Here is a 26,905-nt window from a genome sequence, read left to right on the forward strand (position 1 = left end):
TGTCATGAACCTCGAGACGGTCAACACCTACGAAGGCGCCCACGACGTCCACGCCCTCATCCTCGGCCGCGCCATCACCGGTATCGCCGCGTTCTGAACCGAATACACCCAGGCGAAGACCGGGGCCTTTCCAACCAGCGCCCTAGGTGTTTGGTCCCGACATGGGCTGCCTCGTCACCATATGCGCGGCCCAGATGCCGAAGCCGATGCCGAAGAGCGCGAACGCCCCGGTCGCGGCAAGCGCGGCATAGGTCAACGCCACGCTGTGCTGGCTGGCGGCAAACACATTGAACGCGATGAGAAGCGCCGTCCCGATCCAGAGGATCATCGAGCGCCGCATGACGATTTGATGGCCGTCAGTCATCCGATCAAACTCCCGAAGAAGGCGCAAACGGAATAGCACGGGCCCGCGCACACGGCGAGCACGGTTTGCGACCCTGCATGACCGCCCGAACATTGCCCGCCCCTGTCTGCCATGCGATACCTGCCCGTAAAGGACACCTTGAAGGAGAGGCCCAATGGCAACGGCAATCCGCAACACGCAGGTGAGCGACGCCGAATGGGAGGCGCGCCAGCAGCTCGCGGCCTGCTACCGGGTGTTCGACATGCTCGGCTGGTCCGAGATGATCTACAACCACATCACGTTGAAGGTGCCCGGCGAGGACGGCGCGTTCCTCATCAACCCGTTCGGGCTGCATTTCTCCGAAGTCACCGCTTCCAACCTCGTCAAGATCGACATCGACGGCAACAAGCTCGACGACTCACCCTTCCCGGTCAATCTCGCCGGGTTCACCCAGCATGCCGTGTTCCACCGCAACCTTCCGGACGCGCATTGCATCATGCACACGCACACCACCGCCGGGATGGCGGTGTCGTCGGTCGAAGGCGGTCTCCGGCCCACCAATTTCTACGCGTGCAACTTCGCCGGCCAGATCGCCTATCACGATTTCGAGGGCGTCACCGTCCGCGCGGAGGAAGGCGCGCGGCTGATCGACAATCTCGGCGACAAGCGCGTGATGTTCCTCAAGAACCACGGTATCCTCGTGATGGGACGTACACTGCCCGAGGCGTTCATCAAGCACTGGTCGTTGCAGCGCGCGTGCGAAATCCAGGTCGCCACCGCCTCGATGGGCACACCGCTCGAGGTCCCGCCCGAGGTCGTCGCGGTCCACCAGCGCGATCTGTTCAAGGTCCAGATCCCCGGCGGCGCGGGCAAGGCCGATTTCGACGCGATGGTCCGCCTCGTCGACAAGGTCGATACGAACTGGCGCAACTGACGATTCCGAGGTTTATTCCACTGGCGTGGAAGCGGCACCGGCCCGCTCCCCCACGGGGTCCCCACAAAGTATTACTTTGTGGGGTTACACCTCACCCCACCTCCCAACGGCAGTATACTGAATGGGAGGTGGGGTGGGGGAGCGGGCCGGTGCCGCGCTGTTTCAGTCTAACGGAAACATACCCCCAAAACGATAGGCGGAGACCTGCCAGCCGAGCACCTCGCCGGTGAAATCGAGCCGCGCCGGATCGTCACCGCCTGCACCCAGCGCCACCATCAGCGGCAGCAGATGCTCCTCGCGCGGATGCGCGAAGCGGGCGTGGGGCAGCGTGTCCCAGGCGATCACGCGCCGGGCGCGCGCGTCGGGGTCGGGATCGGTGACGGCGGCGGTCAGCGCCGCATCCCATTCGCGCGCCACGGGGGTCACCGCCGGGCCACGCGCGCGCAGGTTGTGGAAGCTCATCCCCGATCCGACGATCAGCACGCCCTCGTCGCGCAGCGGCGCCAGCGCACGGCCGATCGCGATATGCGCGGCGGGATCAAGGTCGGCGCGCAGCGAGAGTTGCAGCAGCGGTATCTCCGCCTCGGGCGCCATGACCTTCATCGGCACGAACACGCCGTGATCCCAACCGCGCTCGCGCTCCTCGTCGCTCTCGATCTCCGCCGCTGCGAGCAGGGCCGCCACCCGCCGCCCAAGATCGGGCGCGCCGGGCGCATCCCAGCGCAGCCGATAGGTATGCTCGGGGAAGCCGTAATAATCGTAGAGCAGCGCTGGATGCGCGCCCAGATGCACGCTCGGCCGTGCCGTCTCCCAATGACCCGAGACGAGCAGGATCGCGCGCGGCCGTTCGGGCAGGCCGGCGATCAGCCCGGCGAGATAGGTTTGCATCGGTTGCCACACCGGGTCGGGCGGCCCGCCCGCCGGGTCCATGAAGAAGCAGGGGCCGCCGCCGTGCGGAATGAACAGGGTAGGAAGTGTCATGGCCGGGAGATCGGGCGCCGAGCCGACCGGCACAACGCCCCAATCGGAAACACGCCGTTTCCGCTTTGCCTCGGGTGTGCCAGAAGGACGCCATGACCCGTTTCACCGTCAACAACCAGCCGGTCGAATACCGGATGGCGCCCGAGACACCGTTGCTCTGGGCCTTGCGCGACGCTTCCAACCTCACCGGCGCCAAATACGGGTGCGGCACGGGCGATTGCGGCGCATGCACGGTCGATGTCGACGGCACGGCGGTGCGCGCGTGCCAGGTGACGATCGGCGAGATCGAAGGCGCGTTCGTCACCACGATCGAGGGGCTGGCGCGCGAACGCGATCATCCGCTCCAACTCGCCTTCATCGACGCCAACGTGCCGCAATGCGGCTTCTGCATCCCCGGCATCATCATGGCCGCGTCGGTGCTGCTCAAGAAGAACGCAGCCCCTTCCGACGCCGAGATCGAGGCCGCGATCACCAATATCTGCCGCTGCGGCGTCTACCCCCGGCTCGTCGCCGCGATCCAGCGCGCGGGCCGCGTGCTCAGCGGCGATGAGACGATCAACGCCGGCGCGCGGCCGGGGATCGATCCAGCCGAGGCCGCGCGCAGCGTGCCTGCCCTCACTCCCCCGAACTGACGCATCGTCCGCCCGATCCTTTCCCAAAGCTGACACGCCAATTCAGGATCGGGTCACCGGTGCGGTGGCACGGTTGATCCATGATCGGGCGGGCATCGTGCCAGCCTGTGGAGAACCCACCATGCGTTTGACCCTTCTTGCAGCCTTGCTCTCGACGGTACTGATGCCGGTCGCGGCCGATGCACAGCGCCATGATCGCGGCAATCACGATCGCAGCGCGCGGATCGAGCGACCCGCGCGCCCGGCAGCGACCCCCCGCCCTGCGCATCGCCCCGAAAGCCGCGCACCGGCGCGTGCCACCCGGCCTGATGGCCAGCGTCGCGCCACGCGCCCCATCCAGCGCGTCGATCCCAACCGCACGCGCCCCGAATATCGCGCCCGCCCGGATCGCCCTGCTGGCGCGACGGCGCAGCGCCGCCCCGATAGGCCGCGCGCCGGCAATTGGCAGCAGCAGCGCCCCGATCGCGTCGATCGTGGCCGTCAGTGGAATCGCGGCGATCGAGGTGGCCGCGATCACGCCAATCGCGCCGGCCGCGGCGATCGCAATCATCAGTGGAACCGAGGCGATCGCGACAGCCGGGCCGATCGCTGGAACCGGGGCGACCGCAATGATCGCGGCCACCGGTGGGATCGCGGCGATCGAGGCGACCGCACCAACCGCTGGGTCCGCAACCGCGCCGACTGGAACGATCACGCGCGCAGCAATGATCGCTTCCACGATCGCGCCGCGTTCAATCGCCGCTGGCGCGACGATCGCCGTTACGATTGGCGCGATTATCGCGTCCGCAACCGCGCGACCTATCGCCTGCCGCGCTATTATGCGCCGCACGGTTGGGATTATGGCTATCGCCGCTTCTCGGTCGGTTTCCGGCTGAACTCGCTGCTGTTCGGATCGGGCTATTGGATCAACGATCCTTATTATTACCGCCTGCCGCCGGCTTACGGCCCGTATCGCTGGGTGCGCTATTACAACGACGCGCTGCTCGTGGATATCGACACCGGCGAAGTCGTTGACGTGGTCTACGATATTTTCTGGTGAGACCCGGCCAGGGCGCACAGAGTCTGTTTGGGAAATCGCGGAAGGGCGATTTCCTAAGCGGCACCGGCCCGCTCCCCCATCCGGCCACCCAACGCCAGTATCCTATGGGTGGCCGGGTGGGGGAGCGGGCCGGTGCCGCCTGCGCCGCAAGGCGCATTCCAAACAACCCGCCGGGCCTTGTCTTTCGTGATCGCGCACGCAATCTAGCCGGCATGTTCGGATTGCTCAAACCCAGGGTTCCGGCGCGCAAGCGCTTCAGCGCCACGGTGTCCGCCCGGCTCGAGGCCAATGCCGAGGTCACCAAAGCGACGGTCGACGGCATCCAGTTCTATTATCACCCAAATTTCCTCGATCGCACGCAATGCGACGCGATGATCCGGATGATCGACGCCGATCGACGCCCCTCGACGCTGCTTTCGGAACAGGCCGACGACGGCTTCCGTACCTCGGAAAGCTGCGACATGAGCCGCTGGTCGCCCGACGTCCGCCCGATCGACGAAGCCATTGCCGATCTGCTCGGTATCACCCACGAAAACGGCGAGACGATGCAGGGCCAGCGCTACGCCCCCGGCCAGCACTTCCGCGCGCACCACGATTATTTCCACGAAAGCGAATATTACTGGCAGCGGATGAAGAACGAGGGCGGCCAGCGCACCTGGACCGCGATGATCTATCTGAACGATGTCGCCGAAGGCGGCGCCACCTGGTTCCCCACCGCGGGCATCCGCGTCGCGCCCAAACGCGGGCTGCTGCTCGCGTGGAACAACATGAAGCCCGACGGCACCCCCAACGAGATGACGCTGCACGAAGGCATGCCGGTCGAAAAGGGCGTGAAATACATCATCACCAAATGGTTTCGCGAGGCGAGCTGGCTCGCACAGGCGGGGATGTAGGCAAAAGCACCATAGCCCGTCACCCCGGACTGGTTCCGGGGTCCAACGAGAACCCAGGCGATGTCGCTCGTCCAAAAAACGATTCGCCCGGTACCGCCTTGGATGCCGGAACAAGTCCGGCATGACGAACAGGGCAATGCCCCCCTTTGAACTCCCCCCGCAATCCTCTACCCCCGCTAACGTGACCCCCGTTCTCAACATCGCCGCGTCGATCCTCGGTCAGCCGTGGCACTGGCGGTCGCTTGCCGCCGATGCGCGCGATCCCGGCTACGCGCCCGACGATCTGGTGACCCAATTGCTGCTCGCGCGCGGCTGCCCGCGCGACGCGATCGACGCGCACAAGGCGCCGAGCATCCGCGGCTTCATGCCCGATCCGTCGATCCTCCGCGACATGGATCGCGCCGCGACGCGCCTCGCCGATGCGGTGCAGCAGGCTGAGAACATCGCGATCTTCGGCGATTACGATGTCGACGGCGCGACGTCGGCCGCGCTGATGATCCTGCTGCTGCGCGATCTCGGCATCGAGGCCGCGCCCTATATCCCCGACCGGTTGATGGAAGGCTATGGCCCCTCGGGCGAGGCGCTGGTGCGGCTCGCGCAGGCGGGCGCCTCGCTGATCGTCACCGTCGATTGCGGCGCGCAGGCGTTCGAGGCGCTCGCGATGGCGAACGACGCGGGCGTCGACGTGATCGTGGTCGATCACCACAAATGCGCCGCCGCGCTTCCCGTGGCGCACGCGCTGGTCAACCCCAACCGCCTTGATGAGACCGAGGGTGCCGCACACGGCCATCTCGCCGCGGTCGGGGTCGCCTTCCTGCTCGGCGCGGCGCTGATCCGAACGCTGCGCGCACGCGGCTTCTTCGCCGACCGGCCCGAACCGCGCCTGCTCGACCTGCTCGATATCGTCGCGCTCGGCACTGTCGCCGATGTCGCGCAACTGAAGGGTCTCAACCGCGCGTTCGTCGCGCAAGGCCTCAAGGTGATGGCCAAGCGCCGCAACATCGGCCTCAACGCGCTGATCGAGGCGTCGCGCCTCACCCGCGCGCCGACCGCGAGCGACCTCGGCTTCGCGCTCGGCCCGCGGATCAATGCGGGCGGCCGCGTCGGCCGCTCTGATCTGGGCGTGCGCCTGCTCACCACGCGCGACGCCGACGAGGCGCGCCGGATCGCCACCGAACTCGATATGCTCAACGAGGAACGCCGCGCGATCGAGGCCGAGGTGCAGCAGGCCGCCGAGGCGATCGCCGCCGCCAAGGGCAATCGCGCGGTGGCGGTGATCGCCGGGCAGGGCTGGCATCCGGGTGTGATCGGGATCGTCGCGGGGCGCCTCAAGGAAAAGACCGGCCGCCCCGCGATCGTGATCGCGCTCGACGAGAATGGCGTCGGCAAGGGCTCGGGCCGGTCGATCACCGGGGTCGATCTCGGCGCGGCGGTGCTCGCGGCGAAGGAGTCGGGGCTGCTGGTGGCCGGCGGCGGGCACGCAATGGCCGCCGGGCTGACGATCGAGGCTGACAAGGCCGACGCCTTCGCCGATTTCCTCGAAGACCGCCTCGCCGACGCGGTGACGCGCGCACTCGGCGAACGCGCGCTGCTGCTCGACGCGCTGCTCGCGCCGCGTGGGCTGACGATCGATCTCGTCACCGCGTTCGACGGCGGCGGCCCTTACGGCATGGGCTGGCCCGCCCCGCGCGTCGCGGCGGGGCCGGTGCGCATCATCAAGGCCAATGTGGTCGGCAACGGCCATGTTCGCGCGATCGTGTCGGGCGACGACGGCGGCAGCCTCAAGGCGGTCGCCTTCCGCCAGGCCGAGACCGCGCTCGGCCAGGCCCTGCTCGGCGCGCCGCCGCATCGCCGCTTGTGGCTCGCGGGCCGCGTCAAGATCGACGATTGGGGCACGCGCCCGGCGTGCGAACTCCATATCGACGACGCCGCCTGGGCGGACTGAGAATCTGTTTGAGAATGCGCCTTCGGGCGCATTGCGGCACCGGCCCGCTCCCCCACCCGGCCACCCAATGCGATTATGCTATGGGTGGCCGGGTGGGGGAGCGGGCCGGTGCCGCCTCTGAAATCGCTCTTTCGCGATTTCTCAAACGGACTCCTAGCGGCTACCGCTTTCCTCGCACCTCATTCTCGGGCACCACAGGCGCAATGGCTGACACCCCCAAGCCGCCGGGCAAGCAATCCAACCTCGTGCTGGTCGCGGCGCTGGCGGCGAATCTGGGCATCGCGGTCGCGAAGTTCATCGCCGCCGGCATCTCGGGCTCGTCGTCGATGCTCACCGAGGGCGTCCATTCGGTGGTCGACAGCGGCAACCAGATGCTGCTGCTCTACGGCAAGCACCGCGCCAAGAGGCCCGCCGATCACGACCACCCCTTCGGCTACGGCCGCGAGCTTTATTTCTGGTCGTTCGTCGTCGCGATCCTGATCTTCGCGGTCGGCGCGGGCGTGTCGATCTACGAAGGCTGGCTGCACTTCGTCGAGCCAGAGGAGATGACCAGCGCGACGCTCAACTACATCGTCCTCGGCGTCGCTTTTCTGATGGAAGGCACCTCCTGGTATCTCGCGCTGCGCGAATTTGCCGCGAGTAAGGGGCGGATGCGCTGGTGGCCGGCGATTCGCCATTCCAAGGATCCCGCCAATTTCATCGTTCTGTTCGAGGATTCGGCCGCGCTCGCGGGGCTGGTCGTCGCCGCCATCGGCGTGTGGGCGAGCCATTATTTCAACGATCCCCGCCTCGACGGCATCGCCTCGATCGTCATCGGTATCATTCTGGCGCTGGTCGCCACGCTGCTCGCACGCGAGAGCAAGGGCCTGCTGATCGGTGAGCGCGCCGACAACGACGTGATCCGCGCGGTCCACCGCGTCGCCGCGGCCTACCCCTCGGTATCCTCGGTCAACCACGTCCGCACGATCCACACCGCGCCCGACAAGGTCTTCGTCGCGATCAGCGTCGATTTCGACGACGCGCTCACGATGGGCGATGCCGAAACGCTGATCGAGCAGATCGAAACGCGGTTGAAAGCGGAAATCCCGGCGCTGTCGTCGATCTACATCCGCCCCGAGAAAGCCGAGAATACAAACGTCATCCCCGCACCGGCCTGACGGCTGTGCCCCCGCCGTGACTGCTATCCAGCCGTCATGCCGGACTTGTTCCGGCATCCAACCTTCCCCGAACGCCAGCGCCAGAGGCTCGTTGGACCCCGGAACAAGTCCGGGGTGACGATTTCCTGCGAAACAACAGTGCTCCCGCGAAGGCGGGAGCTCAGGGTCGCAAACGCTGCCGCCTGTAATTCTGGATTCCCGCCTGCGCGGGAATACACGCCTCAAGCCGCGGTCCAGCCCCCATCCATCGACAGGTTGGTCCCCGTGATCGACTTCGCCTCGTCACGGCACAAATAGACGGCGAGGCCCGCCACCTGTTCGGCGGTCACGAATTCCTTGGTCGGCTGCGCATCGAGCAGCACGTCGTTGATCACCTGTTCGCGGCTGAGCCCGCGCGAGGCCATCGTATCGGGAATCTGATGCTCGACCAGCGGCGTCCAGACATAGCCCGGCGAGATGCAGTTGACGGTGATCCCATCGGTCGCGACTTCGAGCGCGAGGGTCTTGGTCAGCCCCGCGATGCCATGCTTCGCCATCACGTACGCGGTCTTGTTGGGGCTCGCGACCAGGCTGTGCGCCGAGGCGGTGGCGATGATCCGGCCCCATTTCTTCGCCTTCATGAACGGCACCGCGGCACGATACAGATACCAGGCCGAACTCATGTTGATGCGGATGATCGCCTCGAATTTCTCGGGCGGAAAATCCTCGATTTTGGCGACATGCTGGATGCCGGCGTTGGCGATCACGATATCCGGCCCGCCCAGTTCATCGTGGCAACGCTGGACCATCGCCGCGATCTCATCGGGCTTGGTCATGTCGGCGGCATCGTACAGCGCCTTGCCGCTCGTCTTCTCAAGCGCGGCGCGCTCCTTCTCGATCTCGCCCGCATCGCCGAAGCCGTTGATCATCACCTGCGCGCCCTCGGCCGCCAGCGCCTGCGCGTAGGCAAGCCCGATCCCCGACGTTGAGCCGGTAACGATGGCGGTCTTACCCTTGAGGAACATGGTCTTCTCCTTCTCGATCAGAAACCGTTCGTCCCGGCCTTGATCCGGGGGTGTCGACGCACGGCTCTCGGCATCATGCGTCCTTCGACGAACTCACGGCGAACGCGGCAAATGGTCTGTCAGATCGAATGCCGCGCTGCGCCCGTCGAGGATGTTCTGCGCCACCAGCCGTGCGTTCGCCATCGTCTCGCTGACGGCCTCGTGGCCCGCATCCCAATGCTCGCGCATCGTCCGCGCGGAGAATTCGAAATCGCGGCTGCCGCCTTCCCAGGCGTTGGCGCGGTAGATCAGGTGGACGAGGTTGACCGGCTTTTCGGCCGCTTGCGCGGCGAGCGCCATCACATCGGGATCGTCGCGCAATTCGGGCGGCAGCTTGGCGAGCACCTTGCGCACCGCCTCGCGGTCCTTGCGCGCCCGCATCAACTGGTCGCTGACCTGCCGGGTACGGCTCGAAAAACGGATTTCCTTCTCGCGCGCGGCGACGTCCATGATCGTGTGCGGCGGATCGGTCGCGGCCGCGAACAAATCGACCTGGAACACCAGCAGTTCCGCGACCTGATGGTCGAGCACATGCGCGAGCGGGGTGTTCGAGACGAGCCCGCCGTCCCACCACAGCCGCCCGTCGATCTCGATCGGTGGCAGCCCCGGCGGCAGCGCGCCCGAGGCCATGATATGGCGCGCATCGATCCGCGTGTCGGCGGTATCGAAATAGTGGAAATTGCCGCTCATCACGTCGACCGCCCCCACCGACAGCCGCACCGGCCCGTCGTTGAGCAGATCCCAGTCGACCAGCTCGTCGAGCGTCTTTTCGAGCGGCGCCGAATCGTAGAAGCTCAGCGCCTCGGGCGTGCCCGGCACTGCGAAGGCGGGCGACACCGGCCGCGGCGTGAAGAACCCGGGCACCCCGGCCGCGAGCACGAACCCCGCCGCCCATTCGTGCAGGAACTCGCGCACCTGATCGTTGGGAACAATCGGAAAGCTCGGCAGCGTGCTCGTCACCTTGTCCCAGAACGCATGCAATCGTTCGACACGGGCGGAGGGCGGGTTGCCCGCGACGATCGCGGCGTTGATCGCGCCGATCGAAATCCCCGCGACCCAATCGATCTCGATCCCCGAATCGGCGAGCCCGTCGATCACCCCGGCCTGATAGCTGCCGAGCGCGCCGCCGCCCTGGAGCACCAGCGCGACCTGATCGGGCAGCGGCAGCGCCTTCGCCTGGCGGCGCGGGCGCGGATGTGGGGCATCGGCCATTGCCGCCAGAGATGGCGCTGCGTTGCAGCAAGATCAAGCATGGATTGCAACCCGGCCGCATCCCGCGCATTCATACCGCAGGCACAACAAGAGGGGCGCCCGCCATGCGGCTCGACGACTTCGATCCCAACATCAATGTCGAGGATCAACGCGGCCGAGGCGGCGGTGGCGGATTCGGCGGCGGCGGCCTGTTGTTCAGCCTCCTGCCGCTGATCGGCAGCCGTTTCGGCTGCGGCGGGATCGCGGTGGTGCTGATCTTGTTCGCGGTGTTCGGCGGGCTGGGCAATCTCGGCGGGATGCTCGGCGGAGGCGGCAGCGCGCCGACCACCCAGATCGCGGCACCGAGCAGCGGCGCGAGCGGCTCGGCCGCGCAACAGGCGTGCGCGACCGACGCGGCGAGTCGTGCAGCGTGCAACGCGTTCAGTTCGGCCGACAATACGTGGGAAGCGATCTTCGCGCGCGCCGGCGAGCGTTTCCAGGCGCCCAAGCTCGTCTTCTACGCCGGCAACGGCCAGTCGGGCTGCGGCGCGGCGCAATCGGCGATGGGGCCGTTCTACTGCCCCAGCGATCAGGCATCTATCTCGACACGAGCTTTTTCGACGAACTCGACAATCGCTTCGGCGCCAAGGGCGATTTCGCGCAGAATTACGTGATCGCGCACGAATTCGGCCACCACATCCAGAATCTGCTCGGCACGTCGAGCCGGGTCCAGCAGCAGATGGCCCGCTCGAGCCGCGCGCAGGGCAACGCCCTCTCGGTCCGGCTCGAACTCCAGGCCGATTGCTATGCCGGCGTCTGGGGCGCGATGAACCGGGCGCGGCTCGATCCCGGCGACATCGAGGAAGGCATGACGGCGGCCAACGCGATCGGCGACGACACGCTCCAGCGCGAGGCGCAGGGCCGCGTCGTCCCCGATAGCTTCACCCACGGCAGCTCGGCCGATCGCATGCAATGGCTCAAGCACGGCCTCGACACCGGCGACCCGGCCCAATGCGACACCTTCACCGGGCCGATCTGAGGCGGCACACACACTCCCCCGTTCGTGCTGAGCTTGTCGAAGCACCGTTCTTTTTCTTGCTCGGAAAGAAGAACGGCCCTTCGACAGGCTCAGGGCGAACGGGGCGGATTGACCTATCCCCCGAACACCGCCTTCATCGATTCGGCATGCAGCTTCCAGAAATCGCGCACCGGGTGTCCCGAAAGCCGTCCGGCCAGCACCGCGAGATGCGAACGCCAGCCCGCCGCAGTGCCCTTGCGATGGCCGGGATCGCCGATGCCGGTGTGCGTCAGCACCAGCCGCGTCCCTGCGCCCTCAGGCGTCAGCTCGAACCGCGCGACGCCGTTCTTGCCGCCGTCCCATGTCATCGCGAGCAACCGCGGCGGATCGATCGTCACCACGCGCTCACGCGAGGTCACGCCCTTCCAGCGGATCGCGTCCTCGGGATAGGGCACGTCGTCCTCGGACAGATGATCGTGATCGAACACCAGCTCGACCGCCCCACCCTCGTGCAAGTCCATCGGCCCGTCGGCGAACCACAATTTGCGCTTCTCAGGCTCGGTCAGCCACGCCCACACCGTCTCGACGGGTGCATCGAGCACGCGCTCGAAGCGCAGCATCCCGCCCTGATCGTCCGAAACCACATCATCCATCACTCGTCTCCACCAGCTCCGCGAGCCCGCCGAGGATCATCGTCCAGCCCTCGCGCGTCCGCGCCTCATACGCCGCCCAGACGGCATCTATTTCATGGGTCAGCGTCAGCACGCAGCCCGCGCCTTCCGCCACGATCTCGATCGTCACCCGCGACCATTGGCCCTCGTCGGCCGGGTCGGCGGCGAACAGGAACACCAGCCGATGCGGCCGTTCGATCGCCTCGTAGCGCAGCCGATGCCCCGCCTCGCCCGCCGGCCGCCGCTCGACGATCAACGCGTCGCCGCCGACCCGCGCATCGATCTCCACGGCCGCCATCTCGCCATCAGGCGTCGCGAACAGAAAGCGCCGCGCCTGTGCGGGGTCGAGCCACGCATCGAACACGCGCTCGGGCGAGGCCGCGAATGCACGCCTTATTGTCAGGATTATCGGATCGCTCACGTGATCTTCTCTTCCGCCAGCAAGACTTCGAGCCGATCGAGGCTCGCCGTCCAGAACCGCTCCCATTGCTTCAGCCACCGATCGGCCTCGGCGAGCCGCTCGGCCTTCAACCGACAAAGATGCTGCCGCCCCACCCGCCGCCGCTCGACCAGCCCGGCGCGTTCGAGCACGCCGAGATGTTTCGACGCCCCCGCAAGACTCATCGCATAAGGCGCCGCGAGTTCGCCGACGCTGGCCTCGCCCTTGGCAAGGCTCGCCAACATCCCCCGCCGCGTCGGATCGGCGAGCGCGGCAAAGGTCGCATCGAGTCGTTGTTCAACCATATGGTTGAATATGGCCACATAGCCGAGTTAGTCAACCGATTGGTTGATATTTTGGGTATTCACTCGCCAAAACGCCTTCATCCTGACGAACGTCAGGATCCGACTATGTTCAACAAGCGCGTTCATAGCCCCCCTCACAATATAACCACGTTTCGCGTTTGTAATGCGTTTAGTTTATGCTATTGATAATGGATGGGACGCGAGGTCACCTACACCAAGGCTGCTTTGAAGGCGCTGGTGAGGATGCCTGCAAACGCATCGAAACTGATCCGTTCCAAGGTGACGCAATATGCGGCGGCCCCGGATGCGCTGGCGAACAACGTCACCACGATGAAGGGCGGTTCGGGTTACGTGCGGATGCGGGTCGGTGACTGGCGCGTTATCATGGATGCCGACACCATGACGGTGCTGGTGATCGACATTGGACCTCGCGGCGGTATCTATGATTAAACGAAAGACCTGGGCATGAACATAATCGCATCTTCCAGCCCTGACGGCGTGGAACTGGTCACGATCCCGCGCGCCGAATATGACAGGCTCATGGCGCTGGTCGGCGATGATCTCGATGGCCTCCGCGCTGCCGAGGAAGCTCTTGCCGACGATGCGCGCTACCCGGCTGCCGTCGTGGATATGATCCTTGACGACGGCCTTTCCCCTCTGGCCGCGTGGCGACGATACCGCGGCCTGTCGCAGGCCGAGCTGGCGGAGAAAGCGGGTATGTCTCAAACCGGGGTCGCCGCACTCGAAAGACGCCCGAACGCGCAGGGACGACGCTCCACGCGCAAGGCGCTCGCCGAGGCGCTCGGAATCACCGTGTCCGCGCTCAACCCGCTGACGGACTAGAGCCGGATTCAGCTACGCTGAATCGGCTGCGGCACCGGCCCGCTCCCACGCAAGTGGATCAAACTCTAACTCACCCCTCCTCTCCCGCAAACCCAAACGCCGACAACCCCCGCTCACGCTCGCTCACCACCAGCGCGCGCGCTGCTGGCGGCGCCGATCGCTGCGGGCAATCGGCACGCGTACACGCCCGGCAGCCGAGCCCGATCGGCGCGGCCTCACCTGCCAGATCGATCCCGCGCGCCGCCGCCAGCGGTGCCGCCAGCCCCGCCTCGACCCCCAGCCCGATCGCGAATTCGGCCTCGACCCCGCCCGGCCGCTGGCCCTGCGGTGTCACCGTCCGCGCGATCGTCAGCCAGCGCGTGCCTTCTTCCAGCTCGACCAATTGCACCGCCAACCGCCCCGGCCGATCGAACGCGTGGTGCAGCCGCCACAAGGGGCACCGCCCCGGCGCCTCGACCAGCGCCGCGCCGCTCGCCCCCGCATAGCGTTTCGATGCCTGCCCCGCGCGATCGATGCGGATCATGAAGAAGGGCAGGCCCCGCGCGCCCACCCGGCTCAGCGTCGTCAGCCGATGCGCCACCTGCTCGAACCCCGCGCCGAACCGCCGCTGGAGCAGCGCCACATCATAGCCGCTCGCCTCGCACGCGCGCAGGAAACGGGCATAAGGCATCATCACCGCGGCGGCGAAATAGCTCGTCAGATGCCGCCGATAGAGCCGCTCGGCGGTGCGATCGGCGAACCCCGCCCCGCGCGCCAGCGCCTCGATCTCACCGCGCGCCTCGATCTGCGCGAGCTGGTCCGCCGCCGCGAAGGTCCGCGCGCTCGGGTCAAGCATCTCGGACAATTGCAATTGCCGCGCGTGCAGATCGAGCCGCCGCAACCGATCGGGCATCACATCGGCGGGCAGGATGCGGATCGAGAGCTGATGCTTGACGCGCAGCCGCTCGGCGACCGCGCCGTACAAATCGCCCGCGCCCAGCCGCAAGTCGTCCGCGAGGCGCTCGGCGGCGGCGTCGAGATCGGCGAAATGGTTGCGCCAGCGCTCGATCTCGCGCCGCACCAGATCGAGCGGATCGCTGCCCGCCGCCACCGGCGCCGCACCCTGCCCGATCCGGTCATAGGCGCGCGCAAACGCCTCGGCGCCGCCCGGCGCGGCGGCCAGCCATTCTTCCAGTTCGGCGCGATCGACCTCGAGATCGGCGAACATCGGATCGGCGAGCCGCCGCCGTATCGCCTCGCCGCCGCCGCCCGGCTCACCGCCTGACAGCACCCGCGGATCGAAATCGAACCGCTCGGCCAGCCGCAGCAACAAGGTTGCCGACAACGGCCGCTGGTTGCGTTCGATCAGGTTGAGATAGCTCGGGCTGATCGCCAGCATTTCGGCCATCGCCGCCTGCGTCACCCCCGCCTGCCGCCGCAACCGCCGCACCGCGTGCCCGGCAAACAGCTTACGATCGGCCATGCACGCTTCCTCCCGATACGCCCGCCCCGTGACCCGTCACCCCGGACTTGTTCCGGGGTCCAGCCCGCCGCTGACACCCCCGCCCCTGCGTGTGCGGAACGTTGGATGCCGGAACAGGTCCGGCATGACGCGAAACGATACTGGCCATGTCCTACACACCTTCGTTCTGCTATTGTTCCAGATACTCAACGCTCGCACGACAGGAAAGCCCGATGCCTCATGTGTGTCAATATCTTTACAACACGACAAGCGTATCTCTGCGGACTCGTACCCCATGACCTCAAAATTGCCGCTCGCCACCTGTGCGATGGTCTCCACTTTCTCCACTTAGTCGCTGTCCCGCCGTCGAATCGGCACGATTTGTAAAGGAAGCGACAATGACCTTCGACGATCTCGTCCCCGCCCCACCCCACCGATTCGACGGGATCGAGCGCCCGTACATCCCTGCCGACGTCGCCGCCCTGCGCGGCTCGGTCGCGATCGAACACACGCTGGCCCGGCGCGGTGCGCATCGGCTTTGGGAATTGCTCCACAGCGAGGATTACATCCACGCGCTCGGCGCGCTATCGGGCAACCAGGCGATGCAGATGGTGCGCGCCGGCTTGCAGGCGATCTATTTGTCGGGCTGGCAGGTCGCGGCCGATGCAAACACCGCGGGCGCGATGTATCCCGATCAGTCGCTCTACCCCGCCGATGCCGGCCCCGCCTTGTGCCGCCGGATCAACAACACGCTCCAGCGCGCCGACCAGATCGAGCATCAGGAAGGCGGCACGACGCGCGACTGGTTCGCGCCGATCGTCGCCGATGCCGAGGCCGGTTTCGGCGGCCCGCTCAACTGTTTCGAGATCATGAAGGCCTATATCGCCGCGGGCGCCGCAGGGGTCCATTACGAGGACCAGCTCGCTGCGGAAAAGAAGTGCGGCCATTTGGGCGGCAAGGTGCTGATCCCGACGCAAGCGCATGTCCGCAACCTCGATGCCGCGCGGCTCGCCGCCGACGTATCGGGTGTGCCGACGCTGGTGATCGCGCGCACCGATGCCGAAAGCGCGAAGCTCATCACCTCGGACGTCGACGAACGCGATCACGAATTCCTCACCGGTGAGCGCACGCCCGAGGGCTTCTTCCGCCTGAAGGAGGGCACCGGCGTCGATCATTGCATCAAGCGCGGGCTCGCCTTTGCCGCCCACGCCGATCTGCTGTGGTGGGAAACCTCGAAGCCCAACATGGCCGATGCCCGCCGCTTCGCCGAGGCGATCCACAAGCAGTTCCCGAACAAGCTGCTCGCCTATAATTGCTCGCCGAGCTTCAACTGGAAGGCCAATCTCGACCGCGATGACATCGCCAAGTTCCAGCGCGAGCTGGGCGCGATGGGGTACAAGTTCCAGTTCGTCACGCTCGCGGGCTTCCACCAGCTCAACCACGGCATGTTCGAGCTGGCGCGCGGCTATAAGGATCGGGGGATGGCCGCCTACTCCGAGCTTCAGCAGGCCGAATTCGCCAGCGAAGCCGCGGGCTACACCGCGACGCGCCACCAGCGTGAAGTCGGCACCGGCTATTTCGATCGCGTCGCGCAGACGATCGCCGGCGGCGCCAGTTCGACCACCGCGCTCGACGAATCGACCGAGGCCGCCCAATTCGCCAAGGAAGCGGCGTAACCCTCGATCCGCAACACCAACGAAGGAGACAAACGATGCCGAACACCGAACCGCAACGCAGCCGCGCCGTCTTCTCGAACGAGGATTTCGCGCTTCTCAAGGAAGCGGTCGCCGAACACGTCAAGCGGATCGCCGACGATCCGCGCTCGACCAAGTTCAGCAACCTCTATCACCGGCTCGGCCGCCTGACCTGAACCGCGTGGCGGCGACGCGAGATCGTTTGACAACGCCGTCACCCCGGCGAAAGTTGGGGTGACGGAGAAACGAGATATGCCCACGGCGCTCGTCACCGGCGCATCTGCCGGGCTCGGCACGCATTTCGCGCTGGCGCTCGCCCAGCGCGGGCATCATCTCGTCCTCGTCGCGCGCCGCGGCGACCGGCTCGATCAGCTCGCCGAGTTGATCGGCCGCCGCCACAACGTCACCGCGCACGTCATCGTCGCCGATCTCGCCAAGAAAAACGCCGTCGCCCGCCTCACCGCCGAACTCGAGGCGCGCGACCTGGCGATCGACGTGCTCGTCAACAATGCCGGGTTCGGCGCACGCGGCGATTTTGCGGCGCTCGACCGCGCGGTGCAGGCGCGGATGATCGATCTCAACTGCCGCGCCCTGGTCGCCCTCACCCACGCCGTTTTGCCCGGCATGATCGCCCAGCGCCGCGGCGCGATCCTCAACGTCGCCTCGACGGCGGCCTTTCAGCCGGGGCCGTGGATGGCGGTCTATTACGCCACCAAGGCGTTCGTCCTGTCCTTCTCCGAAGCGCTGCACGAGGAGATGAAGCCGCACAACATCCGCGTCATCGCGCTCTGCCCCGGCCCGACCCGCACCGAATTCGCCGACATCGCCAACATGACCGACAGCGATCTCTTCCGGCACTTCGCGAGCACCCCCGACCGCGTTGTGCGCGACGGCCTCAAGGCGCTCGACGCCGGCCGCGCGGTCGCGGTGTCGGGTACGATGAACAAGCTGATGGCCGGCGCGATCCGCTTCACCCCCCGCGCCCTCGCCCGCCGCATCGCGGGTTCTCTCCAGAAAAAACGTCAGGATTCCGGCTAGCGGCTCGCCAGATCATGAGCCGCATTGGCAAGCTCGATAAACGCCGAGCCTTCGGGAATCACATATTCGTTCTCGCCCCAGAAGAACGGCCAATCCTCGTGGTTCTCGGGGAAATCTGGCTTGATGATCAGCGCCCCCGGCACGACGCCGCCGGCGATGAAGCTGAAGTCGGCGCGGTTGTTGCCATAGGCCACTTCCTTCGAGCGCGTGCCGACCCCCGAGACGAACGAAATGTCCGACCCCGGATGATTGCCGAGCAGGAAGTCGATGCTGCGGAACACGGGTTCGGCCCCGACGATCTCGGGAAACGCCTTGTGCAGCGCGTAAGCGGTGAGCCCGTAATCCATCACCGCCCCATTCCCCGCCCAGCCACCGGTGGTGACGGGCACGCCATAGGGATTGGCCGCCGCGACCTTTGCCGATTGCGCCGCCCAGTCCCGCACCAAAGGCTCCAGCGCAGCGCGATACGATGGCGGCATATCGGCGAGCGCATCGACCGCGGTCACCGCATTGGGCGCGAAATGCTCAGCGATCCCCGGCAACAGCGCCGTCACCGCCTCACCATAGCGCGCATCGCCGGTCGCCTTGAGCAGTTCGACCGCCGCCGCAAACTGCTCGGCCTCGAGCGGCCCGCCGGTGGTGTTGCCGTGGCGGTAAAGATCGGGCGCGTGCCCCTGTTCCTCGGCCCAGGTCCGCATCGCGATCCCCAGCGCCTTGCTCGCCAATGCGTCGTCAAATCCCTTGAGCGCCCGCGCCGCCGCCGCCAACCCGGCGATCGAGCCGTAATTGAGCGCCGACGATTTGCTCGTGAACGCCCAGCGATCGTCGGGCGTCCCGCTGCGACCGCCCTTCACCTCATAAAGTTTGAGCGCGGGATCGTAGATTTTGCCATCGGTCTTCGAACCCGCATCGCCCAGATGCGTATATTGGCCGACATCGGGCGCGACGATGCCGTGGATTGCATGGCCCACCGCATCGAACTGCGCGACGAGTTGCAGCGTGCCGTGGCGGATTTGCTGGAGCAGATCGGGCGCGCCATCGGGAACATGCATTTCGGTGCGTCGCGTCGCCTCATTGACGCTAGTGGTATCGCGCTCGAGCCCGAACGCCTCCCAACTACGCACCATCGAGCGGACCACCGCGTACTGGCTCTGCGTGCGGATGTCGAAATCGCCCGCGTCGAACCAGCCGCCGACGTTGAGCCCTGGAATATGCTCGCCCTCCTTGAAGCGCGTGTCGGTCGTCGGGCCCTGCGCGTAGAGATCGAGATGCTCGTGGTTCACCGGCGCCTGCCGCGCATCGTCGCGATGCGCCTCGCCATGCCAGACGCGATATGCCTCGTTGACGAACATATGATCCATCGCGACCGGGAAATAGACGTCGAGCGTCGGATGCCAGGCGTCCGCATACAAGTCGGCGGCGATGCGGAACGGCGCGGTGCGCGTGTCGCCGAAGCTGAGCACATAGACGCCGGGATCACGCACCTCGCTGAAATCGAAGCGCAGGTAATGGTATCGCAGGAAATCACCTCCGTCGGCGGCGGCTGCGCTTTTCACCACATGCTCCACGCCGTCCTCGCCGATCCGAAGCAGCCGCACCGGCGGGCGCCGCGTGTCGCCCCGATCGAGTTCGATCGTCGCGATCTTGCCCTGTCCCGGCACGTAGCCGAGCTGCGAATGCCCGATCACCGGCGCGCGCAGCCAGTTCGGCACGCTCGTCGCTGCGACCGTCCAGCGCAACACCGTCCCCGTCTTGCCGGCGGGCAGCAGCGAGCGCAGCACGAACCAGCCGTTCTGTGCCTGGTTGCGGCCATCGTAGAGCGCAATTCCCGTACCATCGGAACGCACCGTCACGCGGCGCGCGGGATCGTCGGGCGCGAGCACGAAGCGGCTCGCTTCGGCAAGCGGCAGCGGCTCGGCACCCGGGCCGTCGCTGCGCCCGCTTGCGGCGTTGCGCTCGGGCATCGGTTCCATCGCGCTCGCCGGATACAGTGGAAAACCGCCGGGCTTGCCGTCCGCCATGAAGGCCTTGTGGAAATAGGCCGACGGCAGGAATTCGAGGTTGAATCCCGCCTTGCCGACGAGATCCGGCGGCAGGGCGTGCGGCAAATCGATGCTGATCTCCAGCGTATCGCCGCGCGGCACCGTGCGGATCACATAACGGAAGTGATGGTCGGGATATTCCAGCGTCGCCGTCACGGTTCCGGTCGCGCTATCGATCTTGCGATCGACCAGTCGCCCGATCGCATCCCATTGCCCCGGCGTCGCCGAAAGCCGCACGTCGCCGTTGGTCGCGATCCGCTCGCCCTGCTGAATAAGCTCGACGCCGCTGATCTTGGCATCGGCGAACAGCCCGTCATACCAATTGCTGAACACCAGCCAGTTGACTGCCGGCGCCTCGTAATATCCCGCATCGCCGAGCGTGAGCGCGGGCTGATCGCTCGTCTGCGCATGAACACCGGTCGCCAGGACAAGCGCAATCGGTGCAATCGCCGCTACGAATCGAATATGCCGCATATCGTCGCTCTCTCCCGTGGCCGTCAGCCCACCAATCGAGTGGGCGGGCTCGTTTCTTTTCTGGTATCGCAATATATTAATCGCCGATCGCTCTTCCAAAAGACCGCGATCGTGGAGATTAATTATCTAATTCTATTATATTTATATATCTCGTTCGCCCTTTAGGTAGCGCTACCTGTATCATCGCAATGTCGGTGGGGTAAAGAGGCTGCGCCAGGCAAGATGCGAATCACTCACGCCAAAAGACGAGCGGCGCGTGATCGCGCCCAGTCGGGGCTTGTGAGACACGGGGCGTTGATGCGCAGCGACTGCACAGACGCAGCCTTCCCCAATCCGTCTGGCTGTCGTGGAGCGGGAACCATCGAACCGATACGGCATCCAATGCGTGCAAGCGGAAGGAACGGATCGCATGGATTTCTACGATGGCAGCACCGCACTGAACAATTGCGCAACCGGCGATTTCGGCTTGCCCGCGGATCGATCGCCCCGTCCGACGACCGAACAGGCGGTACGCGCGATGATCGCCGCCACCGGCGACAACCCCGATCGCGAGGGCCTGTTGGAAACCCCTGCCCGCGTCGCACGCGCGTGGCGCGAATGGTTCGCCGGCTATGGGGTCGATCCCGCCGCCCTGCTGGCGCGCACCTTCACCGAATCGGCCGGCTACGATGACACGATCACGCTCCGGTCGATCCCGGTGGTGTCGACGTGTGAGCATCACCTCGCACCGATCACCGGGGTCGCGCATGTCGCCTATCGACCGGGGGCAAGCGTGGTCGGCATTTCGAAGCTGTCGCGGCTCGTCGACGCTTATGCGCGCCGGCTCCAATTGCAGGAACGCCTGACCAGCCAGATCGCGCATACGCTCGACGACGTGCTCAAGCCGCGCGGCGTCGCGGTCGTGATCGAGGCGCACCACGGCTGCATGTCGAGCCGGGGCGTGAACCAGCACGGCGTATCACTGGTGACGCATTGCTGGCTGGGCGATTTCCGCGAGGATCCGGTGTTGCGTCGCGAATTGTTGGGCACACTGCCGCTCCCGCGGCGCGACCGCTAAGGCCGCATCGAGAGCACGCTATTCGGCCGCCTGCGCGCGCGGCGCGGTGTCGAGCGCGCGATAGCGGTCCTCAGTCTGATCGAGGTATCGCCGCGTGATCGGCAACGCATCGCGCTGCCGCGCGAGTTGGATCTGGAAATTGCAGTGATCGCTGTGGCGAAACGCGGTGATCGCACTCGCCAGATAAAAGCACCACATGCGATAGAAGCGCGCGTCGTAGACCGCCTCGATCTGCTCGCGCGCGGCAACGGTGCGGTCGTACCACGCCTCCAGCGTATAGGCATAATGGAGCCGCAACACCTCGATATCGGTCGCCCACAGGCGGTTATACTCCACATGCGGCATGATCTCGGACAGCGCCGGTGAATAGCCGCCGGGGAAGATATATTTGCGGGTCCATGCATCGGTCTCGCCTGGGCCGCCCGCGCGGCCGATGGTATGAACCAGCGCCACCCCGTCGGGCGCCAGCCGGTTGGCGACAACGTCGAAGAAGCGACCGTAATTGGGCCGGCCGACATGCTCGAACATGCCCACCGAGACGATCCGGTCGAAGGTGCCGTCAAGCGCGCGATAGTCGATCTTTTCGAACCGCACCCGGTCCGCCACGCCTGCTTCCTGCGCTCGTCGCCGCGCAACCGCGAGTTGTTCGTCGGAGAGCGTGATGCCGAGCACGTCGACATCGGCGACACGGTTCAGGTAGAGCGCCATACCGCCCCAGCCGCAGCCGATGTCGAGCACGCGTTGGCCCGGCTCGAGCAGCAACTTGGCGGCGATATGGGCCTTCTTGTCGGCTTGCGCCTGTTCGAGCGTCTCGTGCTCCGGATCGGTCCAATACGCGCAGCTATACTGCCGGTCTGCGTCGAGAAAGAGATCGTAGAGCCGATCGGAAAGATCGTAATGATGCGCGACGTTGCGAACCGAGCGACCGGCGCCGTTGCGCTCCAGCATCGTCTTCAGCCACGCGCGCTGGCGGCCGAGCAGGTTGCGGTGGCCATTGCCACGCTGCCAGCGGGTGTTGAAGATGATCAGATCGAGCAACTGGCGGATATCGCCGTCCTCGATGACGATGCGCCCATCCATGAACCCCTCGCCCGCGCCGAGCGAGGGACTACGCAAGATCGCCCACGACGTGCGGGTGTCGGTGATCCGAACCGCGCTGTGCCGGTCGCCGGGTTCCTTACCCTGGTAGACCGAGCGCTTACCGTCCGGCCACGTCACCTCGAGGCGGCCCGACTGGATCAACGAACGAAACAAACGGTCGAGTAGAATCAATTATCCCTCCAACGCCTGCTCCCACGCGGGAACGAACACCAAACGCGCCTTTATCGTTTCGCGACATGCAAAGAAACCCGTCGATGGGTTTCCCGCCGTCACATGCTGCCGAGCAGGCGTTCGAGCATCGGCCGCATTCGCCGGAGTTCGGCGCGGTGGTGCGCGGCGAGCGAGGTGATCGCCGCGCGGCCCTGCGCGCTGATCGCGACATGGACCTTGCGGCGATCGTCCGGCGCGTGATGCCGTTCGACCAGACCAAGTTTCTCAAGCCGATTGACCAGTTCGGTCGTGCTGTGCGGCCGCAGCAACAGCCGGCCCGCAAGAGCCCCCACCAGCATTGCGCCATCAGGCGACGCGCGCAACGTGAGCAGCACCTGATAATGTTGCGGCGTCAGCCCGGCGGCGATCGCGGCTTCCTCGCTGAACCGTACGAAACGGCGCAACTCGTACCGGAAGGTCGCGAGCGCCTCGTAATCCCTGTCGCAAAGCGGATCGCCGGCCATGCCGCCTGATGGCACGGAACGCACCCACTTGCTATAGTTCGCATTACGATATAAGCGCCCACCTCTCCTTCAAGAGCGATGAAAGAAAGAGGCAATGGATCGATCGTCCATCGCGGCGGCGCCTGCCGTGGCACGCGTGCCCCGCCTGGCCGACCACAGCGCGGATACGCGAATGCTGCTGCTCGCGGGCATGGCGCTCGTGGTCGGCACCGGCGGCGCGGCGTCGGCGTGGTTGCTGCTCCATCTGATCGCGATCGTCACCAACCTTGCCTGGTTCGGCCGCTTTTCGGTCGAGCCTGCGCTGATCATCGACAGCACGCTGGGCGTCGCCGCCCTATTGATCCCGATCGTGGGCAGCGTGATCATCGGCCTGATGGCACGTTTCGGATCGGACAAGATCCGCGGCCACGGCATCCCCGAAGCAATCGAGGCGATCCTCTACGGCCAGAGCAAACTCTCCTCGAAAGTCGCGATCCTCAAACCCCTGTCATCGGCGATCTCGATCGGCACCGGCGGGCCGTTTGGCGCCGAAGGTCCGATCATCATGACCGGCGGCGCGATCGGATCGATCTTCGCCCAGCGCTTCCGGTTGACCGCCGCCGAACGCAAGACCCTGCTCGTCGCGGGCGCGGCCGCGGGCATGACAGGCATCTTCGGCACGCCGATCGCCGCGATCCTGCTCGCGCTCGAAGTCTTGTTGTTCGAATGGAAACCGCGCAGCTTCGTCCCCGTCGTGGTCGCGGTGCTGACCGCGCTTGCCTGGCGCCCCTATCTCGTCGGCGAGGGGCCGCTGTTCCCCTTCGATGCCAGCTTCGCGATCGACACGACAACGCTTGTCCTCGCAGCGCTCACCGGGCTGCTCACAGGCTTCGTCGCGGCAGGGCTGTCAAGCGCACTCTATCGTATCGAGGACGGTTTCCACGCACTGCCCGTCCATTGGATGTGGTGGCCCGCGCTCGGCGCCGTCGTGGTCGGGATCGGTGGAGTCATTGAACCGCGCGTGCTCGGCGCGGGCTATAACAGCATCCAGGACCTGCTCGACGGTTCGCTCGCGTTGAAGGCGATGCTGCTGCTGCTCGCGGTCAAGGCGGTGGTGTGGCTTGTCGCGCTGGGATCGGGGACGTCGGGCGGCATTCTCGCGCCGCTGCTCATCATCGGCGGCGCGTTCGGCGGGTTGATCGGGCTGATGTTACCCGGCGGGCCGGGCCCGTGGGCAATGATCGGCATGACGGGCGTGATGGCCGCCGCGATGCGCGCGCCACTCACCGCCGCCTTGTTCGCCGTCGAACTGACCGGGCATTTTGACGCGCTGCCTGCCACCGCCGCGACCGCAGGGGCCGCCTATGCGGTTGCAGTGCTGATCCTCAAGCGCTCGATCCTGACCGAGAAGATCTCGCGTCGCGGCCGGCATATCCTCCAGGAATACAGCGTCGATCCGCTGGCGATCGCGCAGGCCGATCAGATCATGACCCCGGCGCCCGAGACGCTCGCCGAAGACATGCCGATCGTCGACGCGATCCGGTTCTTCGAACAGGCCCAGCATCGCAGCTATCCGGTCATCGACGCGCAAGGCCTGCCGATCGCCATCGCCTCGCGCGCCGATGCGCTCCGTTGGCGTCAGACCAACCTCGCCGAAGGCGTGACGCTGGGCGAATTGCTGTCCGATGGGTCGATGCCGGTGGTGCACCCCGCGACACCCGCGACCGACATCGCGAACCTGATGATCGCGGAGGACATGGGCCGCATCTGCGTCGTCGATCCGCAGTCGGGCGCGCTGATCGGTATCATCGCACGCCGGAACCTGCTGAGCGCGCGTGCCGGCAAGCTCCGCGAGGAGCGCGAACGCGGCGCACACGAGACGCGGCTCGCGTGGAAGCGAGGCGAGAAGAAATAGAGACGGCTCGGTAGCACAACAGCGTTTTTCTAGGACGCCATGCACAAACCAGTGCGCCCGCCGCAGGTAAGTTCACGCTGATTTCGTGCCGCGCCAGCTCTCGCTCATTCGTTTCGGCCAGGATACTACAAGGGTCAGGAAGTGGATGAAATCGCGACGATCTGAATATTGTCGATCCATCCGGTTTCTGCTCCTTGCAGGCCTGTCGCTGCCTTCTGGATGCCCACTGTCTGGATCGGGCATCCCTCGGATGGCACGGTGAACTCCGTGGCGGCGCGGTTGCCGCCCATCGTTCCCAATTCGGGCTCGGCCGCGCTCTTCGAGCCGGCGTCCGCACAATAGACGAGAACCTTGATGCTTGTGTCCGGCCGCCCATCATCGAGTGCCGTCATCCAGGACAGACGGTAACTGCCCGGCAGTAGCGCCATGATCTGATGTGCGGCGATTGTGCGGACCGTCATCGAAGACGCAATTTTAAGGGCATCACCGTGGAGCGGCTTAGGTCCGGGTCGGATGGCAACGTCGAGCCCCGCCTCGGATCGCAACTGCCACGTGAACGGGCTGCGCGACGCGATTCCCGGATTTGTGTCGAATCCGCCGTTGAAGATCAGGCCATTACCGCTCCGGTCGCAGGCGTGCCGCCACAGATCCCTGGCGGCATTCGGGTGATCCTTGCTGATCAAATGACGCGCTGCGATGCCAACATCGTTGCAATCAATCCGGGCACCCTTCGACACCGCGAGATCGATGGCGGCCATCCTCCCAGCGAGATCAGCCCCCTCAAGCGCGCCGGTGCCCGTCGTGAATCTCGAACCCCAGGGCGGATTCCTGGTCAACAGCATCGCCAGCGCGTTCTGGCCGAGTGTCGAGCGCGCCAGAACATGTAGCGCGTTTTGAATCAGCTCGTTGCGGATATTGAGACGGAGGAGCGCATCGAGCCGTTGGGCGAGGACGTCGACATCCCCTGCCGCCTCGGCCTGTGCCAGCCAGTAAAGCTGTGTCGGAACGTCGCGCCAACCAAGACTGCCCGCCACGGTGAATGCCGCGTAGGCATCATCGGTTCGGCCGAGCGTGAGCAAGGCGCTGCCCAGCGCCGAAGTGCTCGACGGATCGACGGGGGCCGTTCGTACGGCACGACGCGCGAGCGCCAGTGCCGTTTGCGGATCATTGGCGGCCAACTTTGCGAAGGCAGTCCGCGCGGCAGCGGTGCCTCCAAAATAACTCTTTTCCGGATGCGTTGATTGCGCAGTCGCACGATCGCTAGCGCTTGCCCAACTCAGCACGGCCAGCGCGGCAGCCCCCGCAGTGACGGCAAACGCACGCACGACACCGCGCCCCTTGGTGGCCATCATGCTCTCGGCAAGACCGATTGGCGAGCGCCACTACAGACCTTCTCAGTCGTCATACGCCTCCTTGATTTGATCATCCCTGGATAGCGAAACACTCCTGTTGAGACAAATCGTCGCTGCGTGCTGCGTGGAAGGAAGGCCCCCCAGCGAGCGGGCTACCACCCGGTCGCCCCGCGGCAACCGGTTCCTACGACAGCTTTTAGCCAAAACGTCGGCAAGTCGGACAATCAAAAGACACAGCCGTTGTCCAAATTGCCGATCTACCGCGCGGAGCAGCCCGCCAAGCCATATCCGAAGCAATGGGGCTGGAGCCGTTACGCCACGAGGTGGTCGCATTTCCAGACAGACGGCAGATGACCAGATTGACGCGCTCGCTCAATTCCGGGAGTTCGTCGTTGACTGGGATCGATGGGTAAAGCCGAATATAATGTCAAAGGCAGACGAACTCAGCGGATTCGGCGTCGGTATCGCGATATTATGACGGAGTTGCGCGATCGGGGAGCAGCTTGGCGACGCTATTCGATGTCGTTGGCAGTAGTTGCAGGGTTGATGGCGGGGATGCTGTCGCGTAGCGGGGCGGCTGAAGGCAGGCAGGTGCGCCGTTCATCGAAGGGAGTATAGGGTTGATGTGCGTGCGTCGCGTGGCGATGGTTTGTGGGTTGGCGGTGCTGTGTGCGGGGTGCAGCGGGATGTCGGCGGACCGTTCG

Annotated in this window: 25 protein-coding genes and 1 pseudogene; 14 read left to right on the plus strand and 12 right to left on the minus strand. The window is 65.9% G+C overall.

All coding sequences use genetic code 11. The features are described from left to right. Positions 1–142: 142 nt before the first annotated feature. A complete protein-coding gene (locus tag DFR49_RS21355; RefSeq protein ID WP_119037774.1) occupies positions 143–364 on the minus strand; it encodes a hypothetical protein in 222 nt (73 codons plus the stop codon). Between the two features lie 154 nt (positions 365–518). Here DFR49_RS21355 and DFR49_RS21360 point away from each other — a divergent pair, with 154 nt between their 5' ends. Further along, positions 519–1,277, plus strand: coding sequence for a class II aldolase/adducin family protein (locus DFR49_RS21360; RefSeq protein WP_119037776.1), 759 nt, complete (start codon positions 519–521; stop codon positions 1,275–1,277). Positions 1,278–1,439: 162 nt separating this feature from the next. Here the strand turns inward: DFR49_RS21360 and DFR49_RS21365 are convergent, their stop codons facing one another. Further along, entirely contained in the window at positions 1,440–2,258 is an 819-nt protein-coding gene (locus DFR49_RS21365) for a DODA-type extradiol aromatic ring-opening family dioxygenase (RefSeq protein ID WP_119037803.1), read from the minus strand. Positions 2,259–2,350: 92 nt separating this feature from the next. Here DFR49_RS21365 and DFR49_RS21370 point away from each other — a divergent pair, with 92 nt between their 5' ends. From DFR49_RS21370 to DFR49_RS21390, 5 genes are all read left to right on the plus strand, one after another. After that, entirely contained in the window at positions 2,351–2,890 is a 540-nt protein-coding gene (locus DFR49_RS21370; RefSeq protein ID WP_119037778.1) for a (2Fe-2S)-binding protein, read from the plus strand. A 121-nt stretch (positions 2,891–3,011) separates the two neighbouring features. Then, positions 3,012–3,929: an RcnB family protein gene (locus DFR49_RS21375; protein ID WP_119037780.1), complete on the plus strand. Its 918-nt coding sequence runs from the start codon at positions 3,012–3,014 to the stop codon at positions 3,927–3,929. A gap of 212 nt (positions 3,930–4,141) precedes the next feature. After that, on the plus strand, positions 4,142–4,822 hold the full coding sequence (locus tag DFR49_RS21380; protein ID WP_119037782.1) for a prolyl hydroxylase family protein: 681 nt from the start codon (positions 4,142–4,144) through the stop codon (positions 4,820–4,822). 181 nt (positions 4,823–5,003) lie between these two features. Then, positions 5,004–6,767 (plus strand): single-stranded-DNA-specific exonuclease RecJ, encoded by a 1,764-nt coding sequence (gene recJ, locus DFR49_RS21385; protein ID WP_119037783.1) that lies wholly within the window; start codon positions 5,004–5,006, stop codon positions 6,765–6,767. A 203-nt stretch (positions 6,768–6,970) separates the two neighbouring features. After that, entirely contained in the window at positions 6,971–7,924 is a 954-nt protein-coding gene (locus tag DFR49_RS21390; RefSeq protein ID WP_119037784.1) for a cation diffusion facilitator family transporter, read from the plus strand. A gap of 221 nt (positions 7,925–8,145) precedes the next feature. Here DFR49_RS21390 and DFR49_RS21395 read toward each other — a convergent pair whose 3' ends face one another. Both DFR49_RS21395 and DFR49_RS21400 read right to left on the minus strand, forming a co-directional pair. Continuing rightward, positions 8,146–8,928, minus strand: a complete 783-nt coding sequence (locus DFR49_RS21395) for a 3-hydroxybutyrate dehydrogenase (RefSeq protein ID WP_119037785.1) — start codon at positions 8,926–8,928, stop codon at positions 8,146–8,148. 93 nt (positions 8,929–9,021) lie between these two features. Then, the gene (locus DFR49_RS21400) at positions 9,022–10,179 is read right to left on the minus strand and encodes a patatin-like phospholipase family protein (RefSeq protein ID WP_119037786.1); all 1,158 of its coding nucleotides are present in this window, start codon (positions 10,177–10,179) and stop codon (positions 9,022–9,024) included. Positions 10,180–10,283: 104 nt separating this feature from the next. Here DFR49_RS21400 and ypfJ point away from each other — a divergent pair. Further along, positions 10,284–11,197: pseudogene (gene ypfJ / locus DFR49_RS21405) on the plus strand (KPN_02809 family neutral zinc metallopeptidase). A gap of 113 nt (positions 11,198–11,310) precedes the next feature. Here ypfJ and DFR49_RS21410 read toward each other — a convergent pair. Genes DFR49_RS21410 through DFR49_RS21420 form a run of 3 tightly spaced genes read right to left on the minus strand, consistent with a single transcriptional unit; the run spans position 11,311 to position 12,591 of the window. Next, positions 11,311–11,829: an SRPBCC family protein gene (locus DFR49_RS21410; protein WP_211325967.1), complete on the minus strand. Its 519-nt coding sequence runs from the start codon at positions 11,827–11,829 to the stop codon at positions 11,311–11,313. Beyond that, a complete protein-coding gene (locus DFR49_RS21415; RefSeq protein WP_211325968.1) occupies positions 11,822–12,268 on the minus strand; it encodes an SRPBCC family protein in 447 nt (148 codons plus the stop codon). Before DFR49_RS21415 ends, DFR49_RS21410 begins: the two co-directional genes overlap by 8 nt. Next, positions 12,265–12,591 carry an ArsR/SmtB family transcription factor gene (locus DFR49_RS21420; RefSeq protein ID WP_211325969.1) on the minus strand — a complete coding sequence of 109 codons (327 nt, stop codon included), beginning with the start codon at positions 12,589–12,591 and terminating at the stop codon, positions 12,265–12,267. The genes DFR49_RS21415 and DFR49_RS21420 overlap by 4 nt, the downstream gene beginning before the upstream one ends. A 192-nt stretch (positions 12,592–12,783) precedes the next feature. On the opposite strand from DFR49_RS21420, the gene DFR49_RS21425 reads away from it, so the two are divergent. Together DFR49_RS21425 and DFR49_RS21430 are read left to right on the plus strand one after the other, a co-directional pair. Next, positions 12,784–13,041 (plus strand): type II toxin-antitoxin system RelE family toxin, encoded by a 258-nt coding sequence (locus DFR49_RS21425; RefSeq protein ID WP_119037788.1) that lies wholly within the window; start codon positions 12,784–12,786, stop codon positions 13,039–13,041. A 15-nt stretch (positions 13,042–13,056) separates the two neighbouring features. Then, positions 13,057–13,434, plus strand: coding sequence for a helix-turn-helix domain-containing protein (locus DFR49_RS21430; RefSeq protein WP_119037789.1), 378 nt, complete (start codon positions 13,057–13,059; stop codon positions 13,432–13,434). A gap of 70 nt (positions 13,435–13,504) precedes the next feature. Here DFR49_RS21430 and DFR49_RS21435 read toward each other — a convergent pair whose 3' ends face one another. Beyond that, entirely contained in the window at positions 13,505–14,896 is a 1,392-nt protein-coding gene (locus DFR49_RS21435; protein ID WP_119037790.1) for a helix-turn-helix domain-containing protein, read from the minus strand. Between the two features lie 377 nt (positions 14,897–15,273). Between DFR49_RS21435 and aceA the strand changes: the two genes are divergently transcribed. The 3 genes from aceA to DFR49_RS21445 all read left to right on the plus strand — a co-directional run bounded on the left by aceA (position 15,274) and on the right by DFR49_RS21445 (position 17,607). Next, the gene (aceA, locus tag DFR49_RS21440) at positions 15,274–16,551 is read left to right on the plus strand and encodes an isocitrate lyase (protein WP_119037791.1); all 1,278 of its coding nucleotides are present in this window, start codon (positions 15,274–15,276) and stop codon (positions 16,549–16,551) included. A 35-nt stretch (positions 16,552–16,586) separates the two neighbouring features. Next, entirely contained in the window at positions 16,587–16,745 is a 159-nt protein-coding gene (locus DFR49_RS22075) for a hypothetical protein (RefSeq protein ID WP_170151081.1), read from the plus strand. Between the two features lie 76 nt (positions 16,746–16,821). After that, positions 16,822–17,607 (plus strand): SDR family NAD(P)-dependent oxidoreductase, encoded by a 786-nt coding sequence (locus tag DFR49_RS21445; protein ID WP_119037793.1) that lies wholly within the window; start codon positions 16,822–16,824, stop codon positions 17,605–17,607. Here DFR49_RS21445 and DFR49_RS21450 read toward each other — a convergent pair. Further along, on the minus strand, positions 17,604–20,123 hold the full coding sequence (locus DFR49_RS21450) for a glycoside hydrolase family 9 protein (RefSeq protein WP_119037795.1): 2,520 nt from the start codon (positions 20,121–20,123) through the stop codon (positions 17,604–17,606). The two genes, DFR49_RS21445 and DFR49_RS21450, sit on opposite strands and share 4 nt — an antisense overlap. 409 nt (positions 20,124–20,532) lie before the next feature. Between DFR49_RS21450 and folE the strand changes: the two genes are divergently transcribed. Further along, the gene (folE, locus tag DFR49_RS21455; RefSeq protein ID WP_119037797.1) at positions 20,533–21,180 is read left to right on the plus strand and encodes a GTP cyclohydrolase I FolE; all 648 of its coding nucleotides are present in this window, start codon (positions 20,533–20,535) and stop codon (positions 21,178–21,180) included. A gap of 18 nt (positions 21,181–21,198) precedes the next feature. On the opposite strand, the gene DFR49_RS21460 is transcribed toward folE, so the two are convergent. Next, on the minus strand, positions 21,199–22,452 hold the full coding sequence (locus DFR49_RS21460) for an SAM-dependent methyltransferase (protein WP_211325970.1): 1,254 nt from the start codon (positions 22,450–22,452) through the stop codon (positions 21,199–21,201). Between the two features lie 98 nt (positions 22,453–22,550). Continuing rightward, positions 22,551–22,955, minus strand: coding sequence for a MarR family winged helix-turn-helix transcriptional regulator (locus tag DFR49_RS21465; protein ID WP_119037799.1), 405 nt, complete (start codon positions 22,953–22,955; stop codon positions 22,551–22,553). 94 nt (positions 22,956–23,049) lie between these two features. On the opposite strand from DFR49_RS21465, the gene DFR49_RS21470 reads away from it, so the two are divergent. Further along, positions 23,050–24,849: a chloride channel protein gene (locus tag DFR49_RS21470; RefSeq protein WP_245968696.1), complete on the plus strand. Its 1,800-nt coding sequence runs from the start codon at positions 23,050–23,052 to the stop codon at positions 24,847–24,849. A gap of 134 nt (positions 24,850–24,983) precedes the next feature. Here DFR49_RS21470 and DFR49_RS21475 read toward each other — a convergent pair whose 3' ends face one another. Next, complete coding sequence (locus DFR49_RS21475; protein ID WP_119037801.1) at positions 24,984–26,201, minus strand: hypothetical protein; 1,218 nt, start codon at positions 26,199–26,201, stop codon at positions 24,984–24,986. Positions 26,202–26,905 lie beyond the last annotated feature (704 nt).

It is taken from the genome of Hephaestia caeni (assembly GCF_003550065.1).
Taxonomy (GTDB): domain Bacteria; phylum Pseudomonadota; class Alphaproteobacteria; order Sphingomonadales; family Sphingomonadaceae; genus Sphingomonas; species Sphingomonas caeni_A.